The following is a 22,473-nucleotide window of genomic DNA, read 5'->3' on the forward strand; positions in this document are numbered from 1 at the left end:
CACCACCAGGCGCCTGAGCCGCAGGAGCCGCACCCGGGTAAGCGGCGTCTTCGGCCCCCGCGGGCCGCTCAGGGCCCGCCTCATCCACACCACCAGGCGCCTGAGCCGCAGGAGCCGCACCCGGGTAAGCGGCGTCTTCGGCCCCCGCGGGCCGCTCAGGGCCCGCCTCATCCACACCACCAGGTACCTGAGCCGCAGGAGCCGCACCCGGAACCGCGGGGTCCACAGCCCCCGCCGGCCGCTCAGGGCCCGCGTCGGCCGCCGGGCCGGCTGCCCCGTGCGGGGCGGGCAGATGCCAGTCGCCGTCGTCCGCGGCGCCCCCGGCATCAGGTCGGGGGCGGCTCCACCACTTGGCCTTTGTGGGCTTGCCCTCGTCCATGTCCCGCCGCTCTCCCGCCACCTGGCCCTCGGCACCGCGCCGAGGACTTCCGCGCGCGCTCCGGGTCCGGTCCGGGACCGGTCCTCACGCGCGCCGTCTCACCTGGATTCAACCAGGTTCGGCACCCCGGGCGCAGGGGGCGTCAGCGGACCGAGAACGACCGGGAGGGCAGAGCCGGCGCGGACGCCGATGCCGATGCCGATGCCGATGCCGAAGCGGATGCTGAGGCAGGCGCGTAGGCCGACGCCGTGGCGGGACCGGTCGGCGGCGCGTCCGGGCCGGACGTCTCCGCGACCACATGCGGCTCCAGGGCCACGGCGACCAGGGGGGACGGCAGAACCGGTCGTATCAGCGGCGACATCCGGGCCGCCCCGGAGAGCAACGGGGTCGCGAAGGGGTAGCTCGCACTGTCCGCGTGCCCCCCGCCCGGCAGCAGCGGCGCGCTCGCCCGGACCGACGCGACCGGCGCCGTCAGCGCACCGCCGCCCTGGCCGAGCAGCGGCGACAGTGACCGGCGGCGCTGCGCCTCAGGGGTGGACGCGGCGCCGGCGGCCTGGCTGCGCAGCGGCGTGACGTTGCTGCCGGAGGGGCCGCCGCGGGTGTCGGAGGTGTCCAGCGGGGCGCCCGCCGTGACGCCGCCGAGGGCGATCGCGGCCAGCGACACCGCTCCGGCCGCGGCGAACGCGAAGCGGCGCCCGCGTGAGGCCCGGTCGCTGTCGTGCCGGTCGGGGCGGCCCACTTCGTGGATGCGGAAGCCGCGCTGCTCGCCGGGGAGGACGGCGGCGTGCGCGTCCGAGGGCGCGTACGCGAAGGGCTCGGGCGCTACGGCGAAGACGCCGCCGCCGAGTCCGGGCCCGCCCCCGAGCCGGGGTCCGCTGCCGAAGGCCCGGCCGGTGCCGAAGCCCGCTCCCCCGAACGGTGGTGCACCACCGTCGCCGTCACCTCCGGCGGGCAGGCCCTGGAGGCGCGCGAGGAAACTCTCCGAGGGCGGCGGCGGGGCTGCCTCGGCGAAGACGCTCTTGAGGCGGCGCTGCGCGTCGGCCTCCACCTTGCACTTGGGACAGGTCGCCAGGTGCGCGAGGACGCGCTCCCGGGCGTCATGGTCCAGCTCGCCGTCGACCAGGGCGGCCAGCCGGTCTCCCAGGTGCTGGTCGGTCGCGGTCTGCCGGCGCTCGGCGGGGTTGATACGTGATCCACTCACGCGGTCGCGCCCCCTCCTCCAAGGACGGGGAACCCCCCCGTACTGGCGAGCGTGCGCCGCTCGGCGCGGGCCTCGGGCGAACGGTGCTGCAACGCCTTGCGCAGCTGTGAGCGGCCACGGTGGATGCGGCTGCGGACCGTGCCCAGCTTCACGCCCAGGGTCGCCGCGATCTCCTCGTACGACAGGCCCTCGATGTCGCAGAGCACGACGGCGGCACGGAACTCGGGCGCGAGGGTGTCCAGCGCCTGCTGGACGTCGGCGTCGAAGTGCGCGTCGTTCAGCACCTGCTGCGGCGACGGCTCGCGGCTGGGCAGCCGCTCGGCGGCGTCGTCCCCGAGGGCGTCGAAGCGGATGCGCTGCTTGCGGCGGACCATGTCCAGGAAGAGGTTCGTGGTGATGCGGTGCAGCCAGCCCTCGAAGGTGCCGGGCGTGTACGTCGACAGCGAGCGGAAGACACGGACGAAGACCTCCTGCGTGAGGTCCTCGGCATCGTGCTGATTGCCCGTCAGGCGGTAGGCGAGGCGGTAGACGCGGCCGCTGTGCGTGCTGACGATCTCCTCCCAGGTGGGCGGAGTCCACGCCTGGGATTCCGCGTCAGCGGCAAAGGTCGCGGTCTGCTGCGCGGAGTCAACGGTGCGGAATCGGTCAGCGGTGTCGGTCACGGATTTCGGCTCACCCGACGACCTGAGAAGGCGCCGCAGCACCCCGCCCCGATCCACGGGCGCAGCCGCACCTCCCCTGTCAGCTCTGGTGGTGTCCAGTGGAGCCCCTACCATAGCCACCTCGCCCGTTAGCTCCGGATAAGCGTTTTTACTCAGATTTGCCGGTCGGCTCTCAGCCGTCCGCTCCGTCGCCGTCACTGTCACGCTGACCCCCGCTTCCACCCGCGCTCTCCCCCTGCCTCTCTAAACGCCCGGTCCCATCTGCGAGTTCCCGGCGCCAACGGATAAAGTCACGCGCAGGCAACCGCGGGGACAGGAGAGGGCCATTACCGGCAACCGGCAGACGAGCTGGGCGTTCGCCGACGCCTTTGTCGCCGAGGACGACGCTGTGCGCTGGGCCCGGGACCGGGCCCGCGAGGCAGGGTTGCGCTCGGTGTCCCCCGGCGCGGGCGCCGCGCTGCGGTTGCTCGCCGCCGCGGTCGGGGCCAAGGCCGTCGCCGAGATCGGGACCGGCACCGGGGTGTCCGGAATCCATCTGTTGCACGGGATGCGCCCCGACGGGGTCCTGACCACGGTCGATCCCGAGCCGGAGCAGCAGCAGTTCGCCCGGCAGGCGTTCCGGGCGGCGGGCTTCGCGAGCAACCGCGCCCGGTTCATCCCCGGCCGCGCCCTGGACGTGCTGCCCCGGCTCGCGGACAGCGGGTACGACCTGGTCTTCTGCGACGGCGACCGGATGGAGAGCCTCGACTACCTCGCTGAATCGTTGCGGCTGCTGCGCCCGGGCGGCCTGGTCTGCTTCGAGGGCGTCTTCGCCGACGGGCGGACCGTGGACTCGGGGCCGCAGCCGGTCGAGGTGGTGCGGCTGCGCGAGCTGCTGCGGGCGGTGCGGGAGAGCCCGGAGCTGCTGCCGACGCTGCTGCCGGTCGGCGACGGGCTGCTCTGCGCCGTCAAGCGCTGACGGGGCCGCTCCCCCGTGGCCCGGACCTGTGCACGTACGTCTGCCCCGGCACCGAATGTGTGCCGGGGCAGACGAAAAGGTAGGGTCGCTTCCGCGTCAGCAGACCTTCTTCAGGGCGTCGCCGAGGGCATCGGCCTCGTCCGGCGTCAGCTCGACCACGAGCCGACCGCCGCCTTCGAGCGGAACGCGCATGACGATGCCCCGCCCCTCCTTTGTCACCTCGAGCGGGCCGTCACCCGTCCGCGGCTTCATGGCCGCCATGCTCGTTCCCCTTCCTGAAACCAGCTCATCGTCATCAGCCGACGGCCCTCTGGACGGGCACACGTCACCGGCATCGAACACATTGCTTCCAGGCCATTATCCCGCATCGCGGGACCCGATGACCAACATCGGTCGGCATCGCTTGCGCAACGCGCTTGAGCAAAACCACTCAATTCGGGGAGGTGACTGCGATACTGCGCCGCCCGCGGCCGACTTCCGATGCGGAATTGTTTGACGCAGGTCACATACCGGAGGCGCTCCGGACGCCGTGATCTCCGTCATGCTGAGCACGGACGCTGAGCAAACGCATAGGAGGAGTCCCATGGCCGACACCGTGCTCTACGAGGTGAACGACGGGCTCGCGACGATCACGCTGAACCGCCCCGAGGCGATGAACGCGATGAACACCGAGGCCAAGGTCGCCCTCCGCGACGCCGCGCAGGCCGCCGCCGCCGACGAGTCGGTGCGAGCCGTGCTGCTGACCGCGGCCGGGGACCGCGCGTTCTGCGTCGGGCAGGACCTCAAGGAGCACGTCGGGACGCTGGTGGCGGACCGGAAGGCCGGCTCGGGGCAGACCATGAGCACCGTGCACGAGCACTACAACCCGATCGTGCGGGCGCTGACCGGGATGAAGAAGCCCCTGGTGGCCGCGGTGAACGGCGTGGCGGCTGGGGCGGGCCTCGGCTTCGCCCTCTGCGCCGACTACCGGATCGTGGCGGACACGGCGTCCTTCAACACCTCGTTCGCCGGGGTCGCCCTCACCGCGGACTCCGGGGTCTCCTGGACGCTGCCCCGGCTCATCGGCCCGGGGCGCGCGCTCGACCTGCTGCTCTTCCCGCGGACCATCTCCGCCCAGGAGGCGTTCGAGCTCGGTGCGGTGCACCGCATCGTGCCCGCCGACGAACTCGCGGAGACCGCCCGCAAGCTGGCGCTCATGCTCGCCACGGGACCGACCGTCGCCTACGCCGCGCTGAAGGAGTCCGTCGCCTACGCCGCGGACCACTCCCTGGACGAGGCGCTGGAGAAGGAGGACGAGCTCCAGTCGCGGGCCGGCGCCTCCGAGGACCACGCCATCGCGGTACAGGCCTTCATCGCCAAGGAGAAGCCCGAGTACCTGGGGCGCTGAGCGGGGCTCAGGCCGACGCCCGGGCCACGCAGTCCCGCAGGTGGTCGTCGACCAGGCCGCACGCCTGCATCAGCGCGTACGCCGTCGTGGGCCCGACGAAGCGCAGGCCGCGCTTCTTGAGGGCCTTGGACAGCGCCGTGGACTCCTCGGTGATCGCCGGTACGTCGCTCAGGGTCCTGGGCGCCGGCCGGTCCGCGGCGTCGGGGGCGTGCGACCAGATCAGCGCGTCGAGCTCGCCGGGGGACCAGTCGGCGAGCACGCGCGCGTTGGCGAGCGTGGCGTCGACCTTGGCGCGGTTGCGGATGATGCCGGGGTCGGCGAGGAGCCGCTCGCGGTCGGCGTCCGTGAAGGCGGCCACGTCCGCGATCTTGAAGTGGGCGAACGCGGCACGGAAGGTCTCGCGGCGCCGCAGGATCGTGATCCAGGACAGGCCGGACTGGAAGGCCTCCAGGGACAGCCGCTCGAAGAGCGCGTCGTCGCCGTGGACCGGGCGGCCCCACTCCCCGTCGTGGTACGCGACGTAGTCCGGGGTGGACAGGCCCCAGGGGCAGCGCAGCCTGCCGTCCGGGCCGGGGACGGCTCCGCCCAGGGGCGTGCTCACCGGAAGTCCTCCCCCGGCTCGGCCCCGTACCCGCCGGGCGGCGCGTACCCCCGGTCGGACGCGTGGTCGACGGGACCACGGGCGCGCGCGTGTGCCGTGGCCAGGGCCGACTCCAGCTCCGCGATGCGCGCGTCGCGCTCGGCCAGCTCCGCCCCGAGCCGGTTCAGCGCGTCGTCGACCTCCGCCATGCGGTAGCCGCGCACGGCCGTGGGCAGGCGCAGCTCCTCGACGTCCCCGCGGGCGACCGGGCGGTCCTGGGGCAGCGGTTCCGCGTAGAACTGGGCCGGCTCGTCCCGCAGGGCGCCGCCGTCACCGCCGCCGAGGACCGCGAGCGTCACCGCCGCGACCACCACGACGAGCGCGGCGACCAGAAACAAGAACATGACCATCGCTGCCGTCCCCTGGGCTCTACCGGGCCGGTACCTGCGTACACGGGCGTCCCGAAACCGTCCGACACCGATCGTGCCATGCCGCACCGACAGTTAAGGTCGCAGGCGACCGTTGAAGTGGGATCCAGAGGAGAGTCACAGGGATGCTCAGCCTTGGCGGGCGCGAGTTCGGCGCGCACGAGCCGGTGATCATGGCGATCGTGAACCGGACCCCGGACTCCTTCTACGACCAGGGCGCCACCTTCCAGGACGAGCCCGCGCTGGCCCGGGTCGAGCAGGCGGTGGCCGAGGGCGCCGCGATCGTCGACATCGGCGGCGTGAAGGCCGGCCCCGGCGAGGAGGTCGACGCCGAGGAGGAGGCGCGGCGGACCGTCGGGTTCGTCGCCGAGGTACGGCGCCGCTTCCCGTCCGTGATCATCAGCGTGGACACCTGGCGGCACGAGGTCGGCGAGGCCGTCTGCGAGGCGGGCGCCGATCTGCTGAACGACGCGTGGGGCGGGGTCGACCCCAGGCTCGCCGAGGTCGCGGCCCGCCACCGGGTGGGCATCGTCTGCACGCACGCGGGCGGCGCCGAGCCGCGTACGCGCCCGCACCGGGCCACGTACGACGACGTGATGGCGGACATCCTGGACGTGACGGTCTCCTACGCCGAGCGGGCCGTCGCGCTCGGGGTGCCGCGCGAGTCCGTGCTGATCGACCCGGGGCACGACTTCGGGAAGAACACGCGGCACTCCCTGGAGGCGACGCGGCGGCTGCCGGAGATGGTGGCGACCGGCTGGCCGGTGCTCGTCTCGCTCTCCAACAAGGACTTCGTCGGCGAGACGCTCGACCGGCCCGTCAAGGAGCGGGTGATCGGGACGCTGGCGACCACGGCGGTCTCGGCGTGGCTCGGGGCGCAGGTCTACCGGGTGCACGAGGTCGCCGAGACCCGGCAGGTCCTCGACATGGTCGCGTCCATCGCGGGCCACCGGCCCCCGGCGGTCGCCCGCCGGGGACTGGCCTGAGCCGTCAGTTCCCGGTCTCCTTGGTGACCAGGGAGATCGCCTCCTCCACGTCGTCCGTGACGTGGAACAGGAGCAGGTCGACCTCGCTCGCCTTGCCCTGCGCGATGACCGTGTTCTTCAGCCAGTCGACCAGGCCGCTCCAGTACTGCGTACCGAAGAGGACGATCGGGAAGCGGGTCACCTTCGTGGTCTGCACGAGGGTGAGCGCCTCGAAGAGCTCGTCCAGGGTGCCGAGCCCGCCGGGCAGCACCACGAAGCCCTGGGCGTACTTCACGAACATGGTCTTCCGTACGAAGAAGTAGCGGAAGTTCAGGCCCAGGTCGACGTACTGGTTGAGGCCCTGCTCGAAGGGCAGCTCGATGCCGAGGCCGACCGAGATGCCCTTGGCCTCCACCGCGCCCTGGTTCGCGGCCTGCATGGCGCCGGGCCCGCCGCCGGTGATGACCGCGAAACCGGCCTCCACCAGGGCTCTGCCGATCTCGACGCCGGCCGCGTACTCCGGTGAGTCCACCGGGGTGCGGGCGGAGCCGAACACGCTGATCGCGGGCGGCAGTTCGGCCAGGGTGCCGAAGCCCTCGATGAACTCCGACTGGATGCGCAGGACCCGCCAGGGGTCGGTGTGCACCCAGCCCGAGGGGCCCTCTGTGTCGAGCAGACGCTGGTCACTCGTCCCGGGCTGCACCTGGTCGCGGCGACGGATCACCGGCCCCGTCCGCTGCTCCTTGGGATGCCGCTTGCCCTCCGGGTTGCTCATGGTCCGCTCCCTCCATGCGCAGGTATCGCGCGCTTACGTAGAGCAAGGGTAGGTCTACGCGGGTTACGGACGCGGGACCTCGGAGTATCAGGAAGCGGTGAGCCAGGAGGCGAGCCGCTTCTCCGCCTCCAGGATGAGTGCCGTGTCGACGCGCTCGTCGATCTTGTGGGCGAGGAGCGGGTTGCCGGGGCCGTAGTTCACCGCCGGGACGCCGAGCGCGCTGAAGCGCGACACGTCCGTCCAGCCGAACTTGGGGCGTGCCTCGCCGCCCACGGCGGCCAGGAAGGCGGCCGCGGCGGGGTGGGTGAGGCCGGGCCGGGCGCCGCCCGTGTGGTCGTCCACGACGAACTCGTCGACCGGGCAGTCGGCGAAGAAGTCCCGGACGAACTGCTCGGCCTCGGCCATCGACCGGTCGGGCGCGTAGCGGAAGTTGACCGTGACGGCGCACGCGTCGGGGATGACGTTCGTGGCGACGAAGCCCTCGACGCGGACCGCGTTCAGGCCCTCGTGGAACTCCAGGCCGTCGACGACCGGCTTGCGCGGCTCGTAGGCGGCCAGCTTCTCCAGGATCGGGGCCGCGGCATGGATGGCGTTCTTCCCCATCCACGCGCGCGCGGAGTGGGCGCGCTCGCCCTTCACCTTCAGGATGACGCGCAGCGTGCCCTGGCAGCCGCCCTCGACCAGGGACTCGGTGGGCTCCAGAAGGACCGCGAAGTCGCCCGCCAGCCAGTCCGGGTGGGCCTCGGCCACGTGCCCGAGGCCGTTGAGGTGCGCGGCGACCTCTTCGTTGTCGTAGAAGACGAAGGTGAGGTCGCGGTTGGGTGCCGTGACCGTCTGCGCGATCCGCAGCTGGACGGCGACGCCCGACTTCATGTCGCTCGTCCCGCAGCCCCACAGGGTGCCGTCCGCGTCGAGCCGGGAGGGCACGTTGCCGGCGATCGGGACGGTGTCGAGGTGGCCGGCGAGGACGACCCGCTCGGCGCGGCCCAGGTTCGTGCGCGCCACGACGTTGTTGCCGTACCGGTCGACCGTCAGGTGCGGCAGCGGGCGCAGGGCCGCCTCGACGGCGTCGGCGAGCTCTTTCTCGCTGCCGCTGGGCGAGGGGAAGTCGACCAGCTGAGCGGTGAGCAGAGCGGCGTCCTGCGTGAGGTCGAGTGAGGTGCGGTCCATGCCGCCGACCCTATCGCCCGGGATGTGACGCGTCGGTAACCCCCGGGGCCGCCCTCCAGTACCTTGGACGCGTGTCAGAGCCCTCCTCCCCCGTCCTGCGCGGCCGTCCGGCGCGCGTCGGCGCGGCCGTGGTCGTGCTGCTCGCCGTGGCCGCCTATGTGGCCGTGCAGTACGCCACCGGAGGCCGGCCCGCACCGCGCTGCGTGGTCGTCTCGGCGGCGCACGGACAGGGCGCCGGGGCGCGTTACACGTTCACCGCCGAGCAGGCGGCGAACGCGGCGACCATCTCCGCGGTCGGCACCTCCCGCGGCATGCCCGAGCGCGCCGTCACCATCGCGCTCGCGACCGCGCTCCAGGAGTCGGGGCTGCGCAACATCCACCGTGGCGACCGCGATTCGCTCGGCCTGTTCCAGCAGCGTCCCTCGGAGGGCTGGGGCCGCGCGGAGCAGATCATGGACCCGGTCTACGCGGCGGAGCGCTTCTACGCGCACCTGGACAAGATCCCGGGCTACTCGCGGCTGCCCCTGACGGTGGCCGCGCAGCGCGTGCAGCGCAGCGGGTACCCGCAGGCGTACGCCAAGCACGAGCCGGACGCCACACTGCTGTCCGCGTCGCTGACCGGGCGGGCCCCGGCCACCCTGACCTGCGAGGGCCGCGACGGCGGCGAGCGTGGCGGGAGCGCGGGCCGGGTGCGGGCCGCGCTCGTACGGGACTTCGGGCGGGACGTGGCACCGGCCGCGGGCCGGGACGCCCGCTCCGTGCGGGTGCCGGTGCCCGCATCGGTCGCGTCGGCGCAGGGCGGCGAGGAGCAGCGCGGCTGGGAGCTGGCGCAGTGGGCCGTGGCCAACTCGTCCGCGTTGCGCATCGAACGCGTCTCCTACGCGGGCCGGGAGTGGACCGCGCGGGAGACGGGGAACGGATGGCGGAAGACGCCCGCGGCGGCGGGCGCGGGAAGCGCGGCGGCCGCGGCGCCGTCCGTCGACGAGGTCCGTATCGTCACCGGTCAGTAGTGCGGACGATCACCCGATCGAGGGGTGGCCGCCCTCGCCGGGAGAGTGCCGCCCGGGTCCTCCGGGCGTCGCGCGGCCGGGCCCGCGGCGCCCTTGTCGGCACAGGGACGTAAGGGTTTTTCAGCGGCGCGGGACCGATGGCGTTTGCCCGTTTTTATCCGGAGCTGATTATGCGACGCATTGCCAACCCTTTACGTCACGGACCCGCAACCTTCCTGGGCCCTGGGGCTGTTGTCACGGCGTCCGACCGCCGAACGGCAGCCGGACGACCGAGACTCTCTCCCGTCTAAGGAGCACCATGTCCCTCCCCCTGACCCGCCGGATCGCCCGCGTCGCGCTGCTCGTAGCGGCGGGTGCGGCTCCCGTGGTCGGTGCGGCCGGCTCCGCGAGCGCTGCCGAGCTTCCGGCCACGCCCGACCTCGGTGGTGTGACCGCGCTGGACGGCGCGAACGTGGGCAACACCGTCGACGGCGCGTCCCGCAACGTGAGCGGCCTCGCGGGCGACACCGGCGGCAAGGCCGTCAAGACGGCCGTCCCCGCCGCGGGCAAGACGGTCGGCAAGGCCGCCAAGACCGCCACCCCGGCGGCGCAGAAGGCCGCGGGCGACCTGGCGGGCAGCGCGGGTGACGTGGTCGGCGAGACGGCCGGCACGGCGACGGACGGCGGCCTGCCCACCGACTCGCTCACCAAGAAGGGCCTGCCGGTCGGCGGCGGGCTCCCCACCGACCAGCTGCCGGTCAAGCAGCTGCCGCTCGGCTGAGCGCCGTACGACCGGTGACACGGGGGTGCGGGGAGCGATTCGCCCCCGCACCCCCGTTCTCGCTGCCGGCGGCCCGTCAGGACAGGCGGGCCGCCGCCGCCTTGACGCGCTCGTCCGTCGCGGTCAGCGCGACGCGGACGAACCGCTCGCCCGCCTCGCCGTAGAAGTCGCCCGGCGCCACCAGGATGCCGAGCTCCGCGAGGTGGGCGACGGTCTCCCAGCAGGACTCGTCCCGCGTCGCCCACAGGTACAGGCTCGCCTCGCTGTGCTCGATGCGGAAGCCGTGTCCGGTGAGCGCCTCGCGCAGCAGTTCGCGGCGTGCCGCGTACCGGGCGCGCTGCTCCTGGACGTGGGTCTCGTCGCCGAGCGCCGCGACGACCGCCGCCTGGGTCGGCGCCGAGGTCATCATGCCGCCGTGCTTGCGGATCTGGAGCAGGTCGCCGAGGACGGCGGCGTCCCCGGCGAGGAACGCGGCCCGGTACCCGGCCAGGTTCGAGCGCTTGGAGAGCGAGTGGACCGTGACCAGGCCCTCGTGCGAGCCGCCGTTCACGTCCGGGTGCAGGACCGAGACCGGGTCGGCCTCCCAGCCCAGTTCGATGTAGCACTCGTCGGAGAAGACCAGGATGCCGTGGTCGCGGGCCCAGGCCACGATGCGGGTCAGCTCGTCCTTGGCGAGGACCCGCCCGGTCGGGTTCGACGGGGAGTTGAGCCAGAGCAGCTTGACGCCGGCCGGGTCGAGCTCGGTCGGGTCGTCGTACGCGACGTGCCCGGCGCGGGCCAGCCGGGCGCCCACCTCGTAGGTGGGGTAGGCGAGGCGCGGGTAGGCCACCGTGTCGCCCGGGCCGAGGCCCAGCTGCGTCGGCAGCCAGGCCACCAGCTCCTTGGAGCCGACGACCGGCAGGACGTTCGGGTGGCCGAGACCGCGGGCGCCGAGCCGCCGTTCGCACCAGGAGACGAGCGCGTCGCGCAGTTCGGGGGTGCCCCACACCGTCGGGTAACCGGGCGAGTCCGCGGCATCCGTCAGCGCCTTCTGGACCAGCCCGGGCACCGGGTCGACCGGCGTGCCGACGGAGAGGTCGACGAGGCCGTCCGGATGCGCCGCGGCCGTCTTCTTGTACGGCTCCAGCTTGTCCCAGGGGAAGGTGGGGAGGCGGTCGACGGGGGCGGGGACTGCGGACACCTGGTCAGCTCACTTCTCTTGCGTAGGACCCTCGTGCGGTTCTCGTGAGGGGGGACAAATGCCTCGGCCCCGTACGGCAGTGGAACGCCGTACGGGGCCGGGGCTGCGCCTGTGCGTACCGCTGAGCGCAGTTACTGGTTCTGCGGCGGCAGCGCGGCGATGAACGGGTGGTCCTTCTCGATGAGGCCCATCTTCGAGGCACCACCGGGCGATCCGAGCTCGTCGAAGAACTCGACGTTCGCCTTGTAGTAGTCCTTCCACTCCTCCGGAGTGTCGTCCTCGTAGAAGATCGCCTCGACCGGGCAGACCGGCTCACAGGCACCACAGTCGACGCATTCGTCCGGGTGGATGTACAAGGACCGGGAGCCCTCGTAGATGCAGTCGACCGGGCACTCCTCGATGCACGCCTTGTCCTTGACGTCGACACAAGGCTGCGCGATGACGTAGGTCACGCTGTCGTTCCTCCTCGATAGGGCGCTGGCGGGCCTCCGCAGGCTCCGCCGCCTGGCGCGCGGGAGCGCGGCGTCGTCGATGCCCGCCCCTAGTATCTCCGTTCCTGGCCATGATCCGAACAGGAGGGGTGGACCGAGCTGTGGAATTCACTGCGAGCGGACGGCTTGAGGTTCGCCTGACCCGTGCTGACGTGGGAAAACGCGTATCGGTGCGACGGGTGAGCGAGGAGGGGCCCGCGGGTCGGAAGTTCACCGACACGGTCGGCGTTCTCACATCGTGGAACGACGATGTGCTGCTCATCACACGAAAGACCGGGGAGCGCGTGACGGTCGACGCGGCGACCCTGGTCGCGGGCAAGGTCGTCCCCGCCGAACCGGCCCGGCGCCGCGGCCCCGCCGCCACCTACCCGGAGCTGGCGCGCGTCGCCGCCCGCGGCTGGCAGCCGACCGAGAGCGAGCGGCTCGGCGAGTGGGAGCTGCGGGCCGCCGCGGGCTTCACCCGGCGGGCCAACTCCGTGCTGCCGACCGGCGATCCGGGGCTGCCGCTCGACGCGGCGCTGGAGCGCGTACGGGACTGGTACGGGGCGCGCGGGCTGCCCGGCTACGTGCAGGCGGCGACCGGCGCGGCCGGGACGCAGGAGCTGCTCTGCGCCGAACTGGAGGCGCGGGGCTGGCGGCGGGAGGTCAGCGCGGAGCTGCGGACCGCCGCGCTCGCGCCACTCGGTGACGCCCCCGACGACCCGCGGGTGGAGCTGAGCCGGACGCCGGGAGCGGCCTGGCTGGGCCGCTACCAGCGCAAGGGGGTGAGCGAGGTCGCGCTGCGGGTGCTGTGCGCCGGCCCCTCGGTGTGGTTCGCGACGGTGCACGGCGACGGCGACGTGCCCGCGGCGATCGGGCGGTGCGTGGTCGACGGGCGGTGGGCCGGGTTCGCCGCCGTCGAGGTCGACCCCGCCCGCCGGCGGCAGGGGCTCGCCTCGGCCGTGATGACGGCGCTCGCGCGGCGGGCGCTGGACGAGGGCGCGTCGGCGGCCTGGCTCCAGGTCGAGGAGGGCAACGCCGGGTCGCACGCGCTCTACGAGCGGCTGGGTTTCGCCACGCACCACGCGTATCACCACTACCGTGCTCCGGAGCGCGACAGCCGGTGACCCGCTGCCGTGCGCGCCATCGATCGGTCTGAGAGGGCACGAACCACGTATGTCCCCCCACTTGTCCCCACGTTCCACGGAGCTGCGGCGCCGGTTCGCCGAGGAGGCCCGGTCCGAGCGGCCTGATCTGGCGCGGCTGTGCCTGCTGCTCGCCGCGCAGGCGGACGACACGCTCGACGACGCCGGCATGGACGGGGTGGAGATCGAACTGGACGACATGGCCGGGCAGTTGCCTTTCCGTCCGGGTGGGCCCCGCTCGTGGGCCACCGCGCTCGGCGAACTGCTCGGCGAGCGGCTCGGTTTCCACGGGGTCGCCGCCGACTACCAGCGGCTGGAGTCGTCACTGCTGCACGAGGTCGTGCGGCGCAGGCGCGGGCTGCCGATCCTGCTGTCGGTGGTGTGGATGGAGGTCGCCCGGCGGGCCGGTGCGCCGGTCTACGGGGTGGCGCTGCCGGGCCACTTCGTCGTCGGCTTCGGCGAGCCGGACGAACAGGTGCTCGCCGATCCGTTCGGTTCGGGACGGGTGCTGGCCGGGGCCGACGCCGAGCTGCTGGTGACGAGCGCGACGGGAGCGCGGCTCGACGCGTCGATGCTGCGGCCGGCCGGCCCGCTGGAGGTCGTGCTGCGGATCCTGAACAACATCCGGGCCTGGGTGGCGACCCGGCCGGAGCACTCGGACGTGGCGCTGTGGGCGATGGACCTCTCGCTGCTGCTGCCCTCGCATCCGGCGCGGCTGCGCTACGAGCGGGCCCAGCTGCTGGTGCAGCGGGGCGAGTTCGTCACGGGCGCGGTGGAGCTGGAGTCGTACGCGGAGGTCGTCAAGGCGGTGGACGCGGACGCCGCGGAGCGCGTGCTGGGGCAGGCACGCGCGGCCCGCGCCATGCTGAACTGAGCGCCGCGGCGCACGGAGGGGCCCGTACGACGCGTGTCGTACGGGCCCCTCCGTGCGCGGGCCCCAGAGCCCTGCGGGGCTGGGGCCTGTCCTAGCCCGCGTCGGTCCCGATCGTGGCCGTGCGCTCGGCGGGCGTCTTGCCCAGCAGGGCCTTGCCCATGGCCGAGGCCACGTCGGTCGGCTGGACCGGGGTCTGCTTGCCGTTGCCCCGGGTGATCAGGACGCCGTCGAAGACGTTGCCGTACAGGCTCTTGAGCGCCGGGAGGTCGAACGTCTCGACGAGCTTGCCGTCGACCGCCTTCATCCCGAGGATCTTCGGCAGCGACCTGTCCGGGCCGAACTGGATGGAGGCGGCGCCCGCCTTGATCGTGACCAGGCCGGACATGGCGGGCTCGGCGAACTGCTGCATCTTCCGGTCGACCTCGGCGTCCGAGATGGTCGGCTGCCGGGTCGTGGTCGCCACCGGCACCGGCGTCGACGCGCCCGTCTCGACCTGGGCCTGGTACGCCTGCTCGACGGCGGCGGTCGACTTGTCGACGTCGATGCCCTTGCCCGGCTTGCCGTACACGGCGACGGCCTTGCCCTGGACGAACTTGATCGTGCCGTCGCCGGACGCGGCGGCGCCGCCCGCGGCCTGCTCCAGAGCGGCGTGCAGCTTCTCCTCGTCGACCGGCATGACCGGGTCGACGACCCGCTGGTTGCCGAAGAGCGAGCCGATGACGGAGACCGGGTTGTAGTCGCTGCCCGCGGCGGCGGAGACGGTGGCGGCGCTGTCCAGGGACAGGCCCGCCTGGTCCGGCTTGAGGGCGACGGTCCTGCCGTCGACCTGGAGCTTCAGCGCCTGTCCTGTGCGCTTGCCGAGCGCCGCGTCGAGCTTGGCGGCGGCCTCGTCGCGGGTGCCGCCGCCGATGTCCACGCCGAGGACCGTGGTGCCCTTCGGCACGTCCGAGTGGTTCATCAACAGGCCCGCGCCGTACGCCACTCCGGCCACGCCGACGACGCCCGCGCCGAGCAGCACCAGCTTGCTGCGGCCCTTTTTCTTCTTCGCGGGGGCGGGGGCCGCCGCGACCGGGTCGGGCAGCTTCGGCGGGGTGTGCGGGGACGGCGCCGTGGCGGCGGGCGCGAACGGCGAGCCCGCGCCCTTGTCGCCCGGCGGCACCACCGGGATGCCGCTGGTCAGCGTGGAGCCTGAGACATGGCCGCCGGGCGGCTCGGGCGCCGGCTTCTGCGGGGTGAGGATCGCGGTGTCGTCGCTCATCCGCGGCGGCTGCTGCCCGCCCTGGGCCGGGCGGACCGCCGGGTCGGGCACGAGCGGCGTGACCATCGGGCCGTCGCCGGTCGCGGGGCCCGTGGTGGGCCCGGACGGACCGCCGCGGGACGCACCCGGGTCGGGGGCGCCCGGACCGCCGGGGCCACCGGAGAAGTAGGGCAGGCCGTCCCGGTCGCCCGGGCCGGAGGGGGCGGGGCCGCCGAGCGGGCCGGTCGCCAGGGCGCCGGTCGCGTCGAAGCCGCCGGAGGTACCGGGCGGGGCGGTGCGGGTCGCGTCGAAGCCACCGGACGTGCCGGACGGAGCGGTGCCGTTCGCGTCGAAGCCACCGGACGTGCCGGACGGAGCGGTGCCGTTCGCGGCCGGGCCGGACGCCGCGGCGCCCGCGCCGTTCGCACCCGCACCGGTGCCGGGCTTTCCGGCGCCCTTGCGCGGCGCGAACCAGTCGCTGGTCTTCTCCTCGCGCGGCGCCTCGCCCGGGCCGGCGGCGGGCGCGGACCCGGCGCCCGGAGCGGAGCCCGTCTCGGCGCTGCCGGTGGTGTACCCGGCGAGCGCGGAGGGGCGGCCCGCGGCGGTGTCGGGCTCGGCGGGCCCGGGCGGCGCATCGGCGCCGTCCCGCGGCCCGCCGTCGACGTCGCTCATCGGCGTCCGCATGACGACCGGCGGGATGGGACGCGAGCCCGGGATGTTGATCCGGATGCGCGTGGTCAGCGTCGTCTCGGTCCTCGGGGTGTCCGGGGTGCCCGGCTCGGCCGGGGGCACCTGGCCCAGCGGGTCGGCGTCGCCGGACGCCGCGCCCTGGGCGGACGTGCCGTACGGAGGCGTCCCCGACGGGTAGGCGGCAGCGCCGCGCCCCTGGGGCCCGGAGGACGAACTGTCAGTTTCACGACTCAAAGCAGGTTCTCCCGGTTGGCTCCGCCGCCCGTTCGACCTCACGCGGGCTGCTCGGCGGCGCGCACCACCATACTGGCCGCGGCCGGGCGGCACGGTGGGACGGACGGTGAATCACACGCGGGGCACGGCACGTACTGGTCGCAAGTGCGACGTCACTTCCCAAGTCGGGCGGTGGAGGCGGGCGGTTGCTGTGAAAGCCCGAGCGTGGCACACATCACAGCGACGGCCATACCACCGAGGAGGAAGAGGTAGGAGCCGACTCCCGCGCCGAACACGAAGTCGCCCTCGGGGCGGCTCGTGGTGAGCAGGATGACCGCGACGAGCCAGCCCGCGGCGGGCGCGAGCGCCCCGGACCGGGCGCCGGTGAGCCGCGCCCCGCCGTGGAAGAGTCCGGCCGCGGCGAGGAGCGCGAGCAGCAACCCGCCCGGGAACCAGCCGCCTTGGAGCAGGGCGCCCGCGACCCCGACGAGGGCGCCGAGCAGGAACAGCACGACGAGCACGACCACCCGGGCCGGGGTCGCGGACAGGGTGAAGGGGACTTCGACGCCGCTGACGCCGCCGACGCCGCGCGCCGGTGCCGTGCCGGTGCTCTTGCTGCTGCTCATCGGGCGGTCGCTCCCTCGGTGCCGGTGGTGCCGTCGTCGGCCGGGACGCCGTCGAACAGGTCGTTCTCGTAGGCCGATCCGGGGGCGCCCCGCACCAACTCGTAGTACTCGACGTCGAACAGCGGCTGCGCGAGCCCGTTCGACAGGGCGAAGACCCGCAGGCCGTCGACGGGATCGGCGACGGCGACCTGGGTGGCGTGCGCGGCCATCGCGGCCGCCTTGCGGCCGGCCCGGTCCCGGCCGTCGATCGCGGCGGTGACGCGGGCGTCGTCGACGACGCCGGGGACGTCGTCCAGGGCGGCCGCGGTCGTGAAGGGGGTGCGGTCGAGGACGTCCGCGAGCGCATGGAACCTTTCCTCCGCGACCGTGCGGGGCACACGGTTCCAGTAGATCTTGCGGATCGTGTGCGGATCTCCGAGGTCGCGCCGGAAGGCCGGTTCGGCGGCGAGGTCGGCGGCGCGCATGGCCACGCGGTGCGCCTGGATGTGGTCCGGGTGGCCGTACCCGCCGTCCGGGTCGTACGTGACGAGGACCTGCGGGCGGATCTCGCGGACGACGGCGACGAGGTGGGCCGCCGCCTCGTCGAGGCCGGCCGACCAGAAGGCGCCGGGGCGCTCGTTCTGCGCGGCGCCCATCATGCCGGAGTCGCGGTAGCGGCCGGGGCCGCCGAGGAAGCGGTGGTCGACGACGCCCAGCTCTTTCATCGCGGCGGCGAGTTCGCCGATGCGGTGCGGGCCGAGCAGGTTCTCCCGGTCCGGGGCGAGATGGGCGAGTTCGTCCGGAATGACCTCGCCCTCTTCGCCGAGCGTGCACGTCACGAGGGTGACGTGGGCACCGCCGGCGGCGTACGCGGCCATCGTGGCGCCGTTGTTGATCGACTCGTCGTCGGGGTGCGCGTGCACGAGGAGCAGACGCCGAGCGGGCAGTTCCGTCATACCCCCAGCCTAGGACCCCACCGCCGCGGCTAGAACTTGATCCCGCCGATCATGCCCGCCACGTTCGTCGTCAGTTCCTGGATCGTGGGGGCGATGGAGGAGCTCGCCAGGTAGAAGCCGAGAAGCACACAGACCACCGCGTGTCCGGCCTTCAGGCCCGACTTCTTGACCAGGATGAAGACGATGATCGCGAACAGCACCACGGCCGAGATCGAGAGTGCCACAGCGGTCCCTCCTCCAAAGTGATCGGACGCCGGCGGATGTCCCCTGCTGGATACCCACGCAGCGCAACGAATCATAACTATCCGTCGTGCCGCATGAGTCAGGGCGAGGGAGCACTGGGGGCGGGCTGGAGCGCGTGGGGGCGCATGGCCGACACGAGCCCTAGGCTTCGGGGATGACCATCGAGAACGGCGACGGAGCCGGGCCCGCGACCGCACCGGGCAGCGGGGACGAGACGTATTCCTTCCCACGTCAGCACGCGCGCACGCAGCGCTTCACCTCGGGTGCGCCGCGCGCCTTCACGGTGGCACCGGACGGCGGGCGCGTCGCGTTCCTGCGCTCCCCGGCCGGTACGGACCGGGCGAACGCGCTGTGGGTCCTGGACGTGACGAGCGGTCAGGAGCGGATCGCCGCCGACCCGGTGGCGCTGCTCGGCGGGGGCGCGGAGCGGCTGTCGGCCGAGGAGCGGGCCCGGCGCGAACGCAGCCGCGAGGGCGGCGCCGGCATCGTGGGGTACGCCACCGACGCCGCCGTGGAACTGGCCGCGTTCGCCCTGTCCGGCCGCCTGTTCACGGCCGAGCTGCGCGCGGGCACCGTCCGCGAACTCCCGGCGGCGGGACCGGTGCTGGACCCGCGCCCGAGCCCCGACGGCCGGCACGTCGCGTACGTCGCGCGGGGTGCCCTGCGGGTGGTCGGCGCGGAGGGCGAGGACGACCGGGCGCTGGCCGCCCCCGAGTCCGCGACGGTCACCTACGGGCTCGCGGAGTTCATCGCCGCCGAGGAGATGGGCCGCTCCCGCGGCTTCTGGTGGTCGCCCGCCTCGGACCGGCTGCTGGTGGCCCGCGCCGACGACGCGGACGTGCGGCGCTGGTGGATCGCCGACCCCGCGCACCCGGACCGCGAGCCGGCCCGGGTCGCCTACCCGGCGGCCGGCACCTCCAACGCCGAGGTCCGGCTCTTCGCGTACGGCCTCGACGGCGCCCGCACGGAGATCAACTGGAACCGCTCCGCCTACCCGTACCTGGCCCGCGTCCACTGGTCGGCGGACGGCGCTCCGCTCATCCTCGTGCAGGCCCGCGACCAGCTCAGCGCGGTCTACCTGGCCGTGGACCCGGCGGACGGCTCCACCCGGATGGTCCACGCCGACGAGGACGACCAGTGGCTGGAGCTGTTCCCCGGCGTGCCGTGCTGGTCGCCGAGCGGGCAGCTCGTGCGGATCGCCGACGAGGGCGGCGCGCGGGTCCTCGCGGTCGGGGAACGGCTGCTGACGGGGGCCCAGCTGCACGTGCGGGCCGTCCTGGACGTCGGCGCGGGCGACGTGCTCCTGTCGGCCTCGGCGGGGGCCGACGCGGCCGACCCGGAGATTGGGCAGGTGCACGTCTACCGCGTCAACGAGCTGGGCGTGCAGCGCGTCTCGGCCGGGCCCGGCGTCCACACCGCCGTGCGCGCCGGCGCGGTCACCGTGCTGGTCTCCGCCACCCCGGACTCCCCCGGCGCCCGGGTGCGCGTGGAGCGCGACGGCAAGCACGTCGCGGAGATCGCCTCGTACGCCGAGCGCCCCCTGCTCTCCCCGCGCGTGACCCTGACGGAGGCGGAGGGCATCCCGTGCGCCGTCCTGCTCCCTTCGTCGTACGCGGACGGGGACGGCCCGCTGCCGGTGCTGCTCGACCCGTACGGCGGCCCGCACGGGCAGCGGGTGTACGCGGCGCACAACCCGTACCTGACCTCCCAGTGGTTCGCCGACCAGGGGTTCGCGGTGATCGTCGCCGACGGCCGGGGCACGCCGGGCTTCTCCCCGGGCCGCGAGAAGGCGGTCCGCGGCGACTTCACGCGGACGCTCGACGACCAGGTGAGCGCCCTGCACGCGCTGGCCGGCCGCTTCCCCCTCGACCTGTCCCGGGTGGCGATGCGCGGCTGGAGCTACGGCGGCTACCTCTCCGCGCTTGCCGTGCTGAAGCGGCCCGACGTCTTCCACGCGGGCATCGCGGGCGCCCCGGTGACGGACTGGCGGCTGTACGACACGCACTACACGGAGCGGTACCTGGGCGATCCCGCCGCGTCCCCCGAGACGTACGCGGCCAGTTCTCTGGTGACGGACGACGGGCTGTCGGACCCCGCGGAGCAGCACCGGCCGCTGCTCATCGTGCACGGGCTCGCCGACGACAACGTGGTGGTCGCGCACGCCCTGCGGCTCAGCTCCGCCCTGCTCGCCGACGGGCGCCCGCACGAGGTGCTGCCGCTGTCCGGGGTGACGCACATGACGCCGCAGGAGCAGGTCGCGGAGAATCTGCTGCTGCTCCAGGTCGACTTCCTGAAGCGGTCGCTGGGGCCGGCCTGAGCCGCGGGCGACCGGGGCCGCAGCGAGAGGCTGCGACCCCGGCCCACGGCACCCGCACGGCCGTACCCGTAGAGCGTGCCGCGGCTGTGTGGCGGTGGTGGGTCGGCCGCGTTGCGCGGGTGTGACTACTCGTGCCTACTCGGTGGGGACGACCTGTTTCTCCTCGGCGAAGTGGCAGGCCGAGGGGTGCTGGGCGGGGCCCGCGCCGGCGGCGGCGAAGACGGCGGGGACGGCCAGCAGCGGCACCTCGTCGGCGCAGCGCTGCTGCGCCTTCCAGCAGCGGGTGCGGAAGCGGCAGCCGGAGGGCGGGTTGGCGGGCGAGGGCACGTCGCCGCTGAGGATGATGCGCTCGCGGTGTTCGCGGGCCCGCGGGTCGGGCACCGGCACGGCCGACAGGAGCGCCTGCGTGTAGGGGTGCGTCGGGTGCTCGTAGATCTCCGCGTCGGAGCCGATCTCCACGATGCGGCCCAGGTACATCACGCCGACCCGGTCGGAGATGTGCCGCACGATCGAGAGGTCGTGGGCGATGAAGACGTACGAGAGGTCGAACTCGTTCTGGAGCCGGTCGAGCAGGTTGATCACCTGGGCCTGCACCGACACGTCGAGCGCGGAGACCGGCTCGTCGGCGACGATGATCTCCGGGCGCAGCGCGAGGCCGCGGGCGATGCCGATGCGCTGGCGCTGGCCGCCGGAGAACTGGTGCGGGTAGCGGTTGATGTACTCGGGGTTGAGCCCGACCACGTCGAGCAGGTCCTGCACCCGCTTGCGGCGGTCCCCCTTGGGCGCGACCTCGGGGTGGATCTCGTAGGGCTCCCCGATGATGTCGCCGACCGTCATCCGGGGGTTGAGCGAGGTGTACGGGTCCTGGAAGACCATCTGGATGTTGCGGCGCACGGCCTTCAGGGCCCGGCCGGACAGGCGGGTGATGTCCTCGCCCTTGTACTTGATGACGCCCGCGGTCGGGTGCTCCAGGTTCACCAGCATCTTGGCGACGGTGGACTTGCCGCAGCCGGACTCGCCCACGATGCCCAGGGTCTCGCCGTGGCCGAGGTCGAAGTCGACGCCGTCGACGGCCTTGACCGCGCCGACGTGCTTCTTGATGACGATGCCCCGGGTCAGGGGGTAGTGCTTGACCAGGCCGCGTACTTCGAGGAGGGGTTCGTGCCCGGAGGCCGAGCCGTTCTTGGCGTAGGCGGACTGCGCCTGCGACTTGTGCAGGAGGTGTTCGGCGATCTCGCCCTCGCGCTTGAGGTCGCCCTTGCTGACGTGTGAGCCGCCCTCAGCGTGAGGCATCGACCGTCTCCTTCCAGAAGTGGCAGGCGCTGCGGCGCTCGTCGGAGACCACGTACAGCGGCGGGACGTCCGTGCGGCACACGTCCTGGGCCATCGGGCAGCGCGGGTGGAAGGCGCAGCCGGGCGGGATGTGCATCAGGTTCGGTGGCAGGCCCTTGATCGCGAAGAGCTCCTGGCCCTTCTGGTCGAGGCGCGGGATCGACTCCAGCAGGCCCTTGGTGTACGGGTGGGCGGGCGCCCGGTAGATCTCGTGGACGGGGGCGTGCTCGACGATGCGGCCCGCGTACATCACGGCGATCTTGTCGGCGACGTCGGCGACGACGCCGAGGTCGTGGGTGATGAGGATGAGCCCCATGTTGAGTTCGCGCTGCAACTCGGCGAGCAGGTCCATGACCTGGGCCTGCACGGTCACGTCGAGGGCGGTGGTCGGCTCGTCCGCGATGATCAGGTCCGGTTCCAGGGCGAGCGCCATCGCGATCATGATGCGCTGGCGCATGCCGCCGGAGAACTGGTGCGGGTACTGCCCGACCCGCTCCTTGGCGGCCGGGATGCGGACCCGGTCCATCAGCTCGACGGCCTTGGCCTTGGCGTCCTTGCGGGACATCCCGCGGTGCACGGTGAACAGCTCGCCGATCTGGTCGCCGACCGAGAGCACCGGGTTGAGCGAGCTGAGCGCGTCCTGGAAGATCATCGCCATCTCGGCGCCGCGGACCTTCCTGCGCTCCTCCTCCTTCAGCTTGAGCAGGTCCCGGCCCTTGAAGAGGACCTCGCCGCCGGCGATCCGGCCGGGCGGCACGTCGAGGATGCCCATGATCGCCTGCGCGGTGACCGACTTGCCGGAGCCCGACTCGCCGAGCACCGCGAGCGTCTCGCCCGCGTCGACGGTGTAGTCCACGCCGTTGACGGCCTTCGCGACGCCGTCCCGGGTGCGGAACTCGACGTGCAGATCGCGTACTTCGAGCAACGGCATGGGCG

At 73.4% G+C, this 22,473-nt stretch carries 23 protein-coding genes; 8 read left to right on the forward strand and 15 right to left on the reverse strand.

Annotated elements, in window-relative coordinates; genetic code table 11:
* Positions 1–521 precede the first annotated feature (521 nt).
* Both ACIBW6_RS11210 and sigE read right to left on the reverse strand, forming a co-directional pair.
* Entirely contained in the window at positions 522–1,580 is a 1,059-nt protein-coding gene (locus ACIBW6_RS11210) for an anti-sigma factor family protein (RefSeq protein WP_399058978.1), read from the reverse strand.
* A complete protein-coding gene (sigE, locus tag ACIBW6_RS11215) occupies positions 1,577–2,356 on the reverse strand; it encodes an RNA polymerase sigma factor SigE (protein ID WP_399058979.1) in 780 nt (259 codons plus the stop codon). Before sigE ends, ACIBW6_RS11210 begins: the two co-directional genes overlap by 4 nt.
* A gap of 145 nt (positions 2,357–2,501) precedes the next feature.
* On the opposite strand from sigE, the gene ACIBW6_RS11220 reads away from it, so the two are divergent.
* Entirely contained in the window at positions 2,502–3,200 is a 699-nt protein-coding gene (locus tag ACIBW6_RS11220) for an O-methyltransferase (protein WP_399059280.1), read from the forward strand.
* Between the two features lie 96 nt (positions 3,201–3,296).
* Here the strand turns inward: ACIBW6_RS11220 and ACIBW6_RS11225 are convergent, their stop codons facing one another.
* Entirely contained in the window at positions 3,297–3,461 is a 165-nt protein-coding gene (locus ACIBW6_RS11225; RefSeq protein ID WP_356492308.1) for a DUF3117 domain-containing protein, read from the reverse strand.
* A gap of 322 nt (positions 3,462–3,783) precedes the next feature.
* On the opposite strand from ACIBW6_RS11225, the gene ACIBW6_RS11230 reads away from it, so the two are divergent.
* Positions 3,784–4,587, forward strand: coding sequence for an enoyl-CoA hydratase/isomerase family protein (locus ACIBW6_RS11230; protein WP_399058980.1), 804 nt, complete (start codon positions 3,784–3,786; stop codon positions 4,585–4,587).
* Between the two features lie 7 nt (positions 4,588–4,594).
* Here ACIBW6_RS11230 and ACIBW6_RS11235 read toward each other — a convergent pair whose 3' ends face one another.
* On the reverse strand, positions 4,595–5,188 hold the full coding sequence (locus tag ACIBW6_RS11235; RefSeq protein ID WP_399058981.1) for a DNA-3-methyladenine glycosylase I: 594 nt from the start codon (positions 5,186–5,188) through the stop codon (positions 4,595–4,597).
* Entirely contained in the window at positions 5,185–5,577 is a 393-nt protein-coding gene (locus ACIBW6_RS11240) for a DivIVA domain-containing protein (protein WP_399058982.1), read from the reverse strand. The genes ACIBW6_RS11235 and ACIBW6_RS11240 overlap by 4 nt, the downstream gene beginning before the upstream one ends.
* Positions 5,578–5,720: 143 nt before the next feature.
* On the opposite strand from ACIBW6_RS11240, the gene folP reads away from it, so the two are divergent.
* Positions 5,721–6,581: a dihydropteroate synthase gene (gene folP / locus ACIBW6_RS11245; RefSeq protein WP_399058983.1), complete on the forward strand. Its 861-nt coding sequence runs from the start codon at positions 5,721–5,723 to the stop codon at positions 6,579–6,581.
* A 4-nt stretch (positions 6,582–6,585) separates the two neighbouring features.
* Here folP and ACIBW6_RS11250 read toward each other — a convergent pair whose 3' ends face one another.
* Entirely contained in the window at positions 6,586–7,335 is a 750-nt protein-coding gene (locus ACIBW6_RS11250; protein WP_399058984.1) for a TIGR00730 family Rossman fold protein, read from the reverse strand.
* An 87-nt stretch (positions 7,336–7,422) separates the two neighbouring features.
* Positions 7,423–8,505: a succinyl-diaminopimelate desuccinylase gene (gene dapE, locus ACIBW6_RS11255; RefSeq protein WP_399058985.1), complete on the reverse strand. Its 1,083-nt coding sequence runs from the start codon at positions 8,503–8,505 to the stop codon at positions 7,423–7,425.
* Between the two features lie 71 nt (positions 8,506–8,576).
* Here dapE and ACIBW6_RS11260 point away from each other — a divergent pair, with 71 nt between their 5' ends.
* Both ACIBW6_RS11260 and ACIBW6_RS11265 read left to right on the forward strand, forming a co-directional pair.
* Entirely contained in the window at positions 8,577–9,515 is a 939-nt protein-coding gene (locus ACIBW6_RS11260; RefSeq protein ID WP_399058986.1) for a heavy metal transporter, read from the forward strand.
* Between the two features lie 298 nt (positions 9,516–9,813).
* Positions 9,814–10,275, forward strand: a complete 462-nt coding sequence (locus ACIBW6_RS11265; RefSeq protein ID WP_399058987.1) for an ATP-binding protein — start codon at positions 9,814–9,816, stop codon at positions 10,273–10,275.
* A 76-nt stretch (positions 10,276–10,351) separates the two neighbouring features.
* Here the strand turns inward: ACIBW6_RS11265 and ACIBW6_RS11270 are convergent, their stop codons facing one another.
* Both ACIBW6_RS11270 and fdxA read right to left on the reverse strand, forming a co-directional pair.
* Complete coding sequence (locus tag ACIBW6_RS11270; RefSeq protein WP_399058988.1) at positions 10,352–11,455, reverse strand: bifunctional succinyldiaminopimelate transaminase/glutamate-prephenate aminotransferase; 1,104 nt, start codon at positions 11,453–11,455, stop codon at positions 10,352–10,354.
* Positions 11,456–11,586: 131 nt separating this feature from the next.
* Complete coding sequence (fdxA, locus tag ACIBW6_RS11275) at positions 11,587–11,907, reverse strand: ferredoxin (RefSeq protein WP_111666449.1); 321 nt, start codon at positions 11,905–11,907, stop codon at positions 11,587–11,589.
* Positions 11,908–12,047: 140 nt separating this feature from the next.
* On the opposite strand from fdxA, the gene ACIBW6_RS11280 reads away from it, so the two are divergent.
* Positions 12,048–13,052, forward strand: coding sequence for a GNAT family N-acetyltransferase (locus ACIBW6_RS11280; protein ID WP_399058989.1), 1,005 nt, complete (start codon positions 12,048–12,050; stop codon positions 13,050–13,052).
* 49 nt (positions 13,053–13,101) lie between these two features.
* A complete protein-coding gene (locus tag ACIBW6_RS11285) occupies positions 13,102–13,944 on the forward strand; it encodes a transglutaminase-like domain-containing protein (protein ID WP_399058990.1) in 843 nt (280 codons plus the stop codon).
* A gap of 91 nt (positions 13,945–14,035) precedes the next feature.
* On the opposite strand, the gene ACIBW6_RS11290 is transcribed toward ACIBW6_RS11285, so the two are convergent.
* The 4 genes from ACIBW6_RS11290 to ACIBW6_RS11305 form a co-directional block, all read right to left on the reverse strand.
* The gene (locus tag ACIBW6_RS11290; protein ID WP_399058991.1) at positions 14,036–16,105 is read right to left on the reverse strand and encodes a peptidoglycan binding domain-containing protein; all 2,070 of its coding nucleotides are present in this window, start codon (positions 16,103–16,105) and stop codon (positions 14,036–14,038) included.
* Positions 16,106–16,257: 152 nt separating this feature from the next.
* Positions 16,258–16,710: a DUF6113 family protein gene (locus ACIBW6_RS11295; protein WP_399058992.1), complete on the reverse strand. Its 453-nt coding sequence runs from the start codon at positions 16,708–16,710 to the stop codon at positions 16,258–16,260.
* Positions 16,707–17,645, reverse strand: coding sequence for an N-acetyl-1-D-myo-inositol-2-amino-2-deoxy-alpha-D-glucopyranoside deacetylase (gene mshB, locus ACIBW6_RS11300; protein ID WP_399058993.1), 939 nt, complete (start codon positions 17,643–17,645; stop codon positions 16,707–16,709). The genes ACIBW6_RS11295 and mshB overlap by 4 nt, the downstream gene beginning before the upstream one ends.
* A 29-nt stretch (positions 17,646–17,674) precedes the next feature.
* Positions 17,675–17,869 (reverse strand): hypothetical protein, encoded by a 195-nt coding sequence (locus ACIBW6_RS11305; RefSeq protein ID WP_356492322.1) that lies wholly within the window; start codon positions 17,867–17,869, stop codon positions 17,675–17,677.
* A 173-nt stretch (positions 17,870–18,042) separates the two neighbouring features.
* Here ACIBW6_RS11305 and ACIBW6_RS11310 point away from each other — a divergent pair, with 173 nt between their 5' ends.
* A complete protein-coding gene (locus tag ACIBW6_RS11310; RefSeq protein WP_399058994.1) occupies positions 18,043–20,205 on the forward strand; it encodes a prolyl oligopeptidase family serine peptidase in 2,163 nt (720 codons plus the stop codon).
* 135 nt (positions 20,206–20,340) lie between these two features.
* Here the strand turns inward: ACIBW6_RS11310 and ACIBW6_RS11315 are convergent, their stop codons facing one another.
* On the reverse strand, positions 20,341–21,498 hold the full coding sequence (locus ACIBW6_RS11315) for an ABC transporter ATP-binding protein (RefSeq protein WP_399058995.1): 1,158 nt from the start codon (positions 21,496–21,498) through the stop codon (positions 20,341–20,343).
* Entirely contained in the window at positions 21,485–22,468 is a 984-nt protein-coding gene (locus ACIBW6_RS11320) for an ABC transporter ATP-binding protein (protein WP_399058996.1), read from the reverse strand. Before ACIBW6_RS11320 ends, ACIBW6_RS11315 begins: the two co-directional genes overlap by 14 nt.
* Positions 22,469–22,473: the final 5 nt, after the last annotated feature.

This window comes from Streptomyces sp. NPDC049813, from assembly GCF_044465085.1.
Taxonomy (GTDB): Bacteria; Actinomycetota; Actinomycetes; order Streptomycetales; family Streptomycetaceae; genus Streptomyces.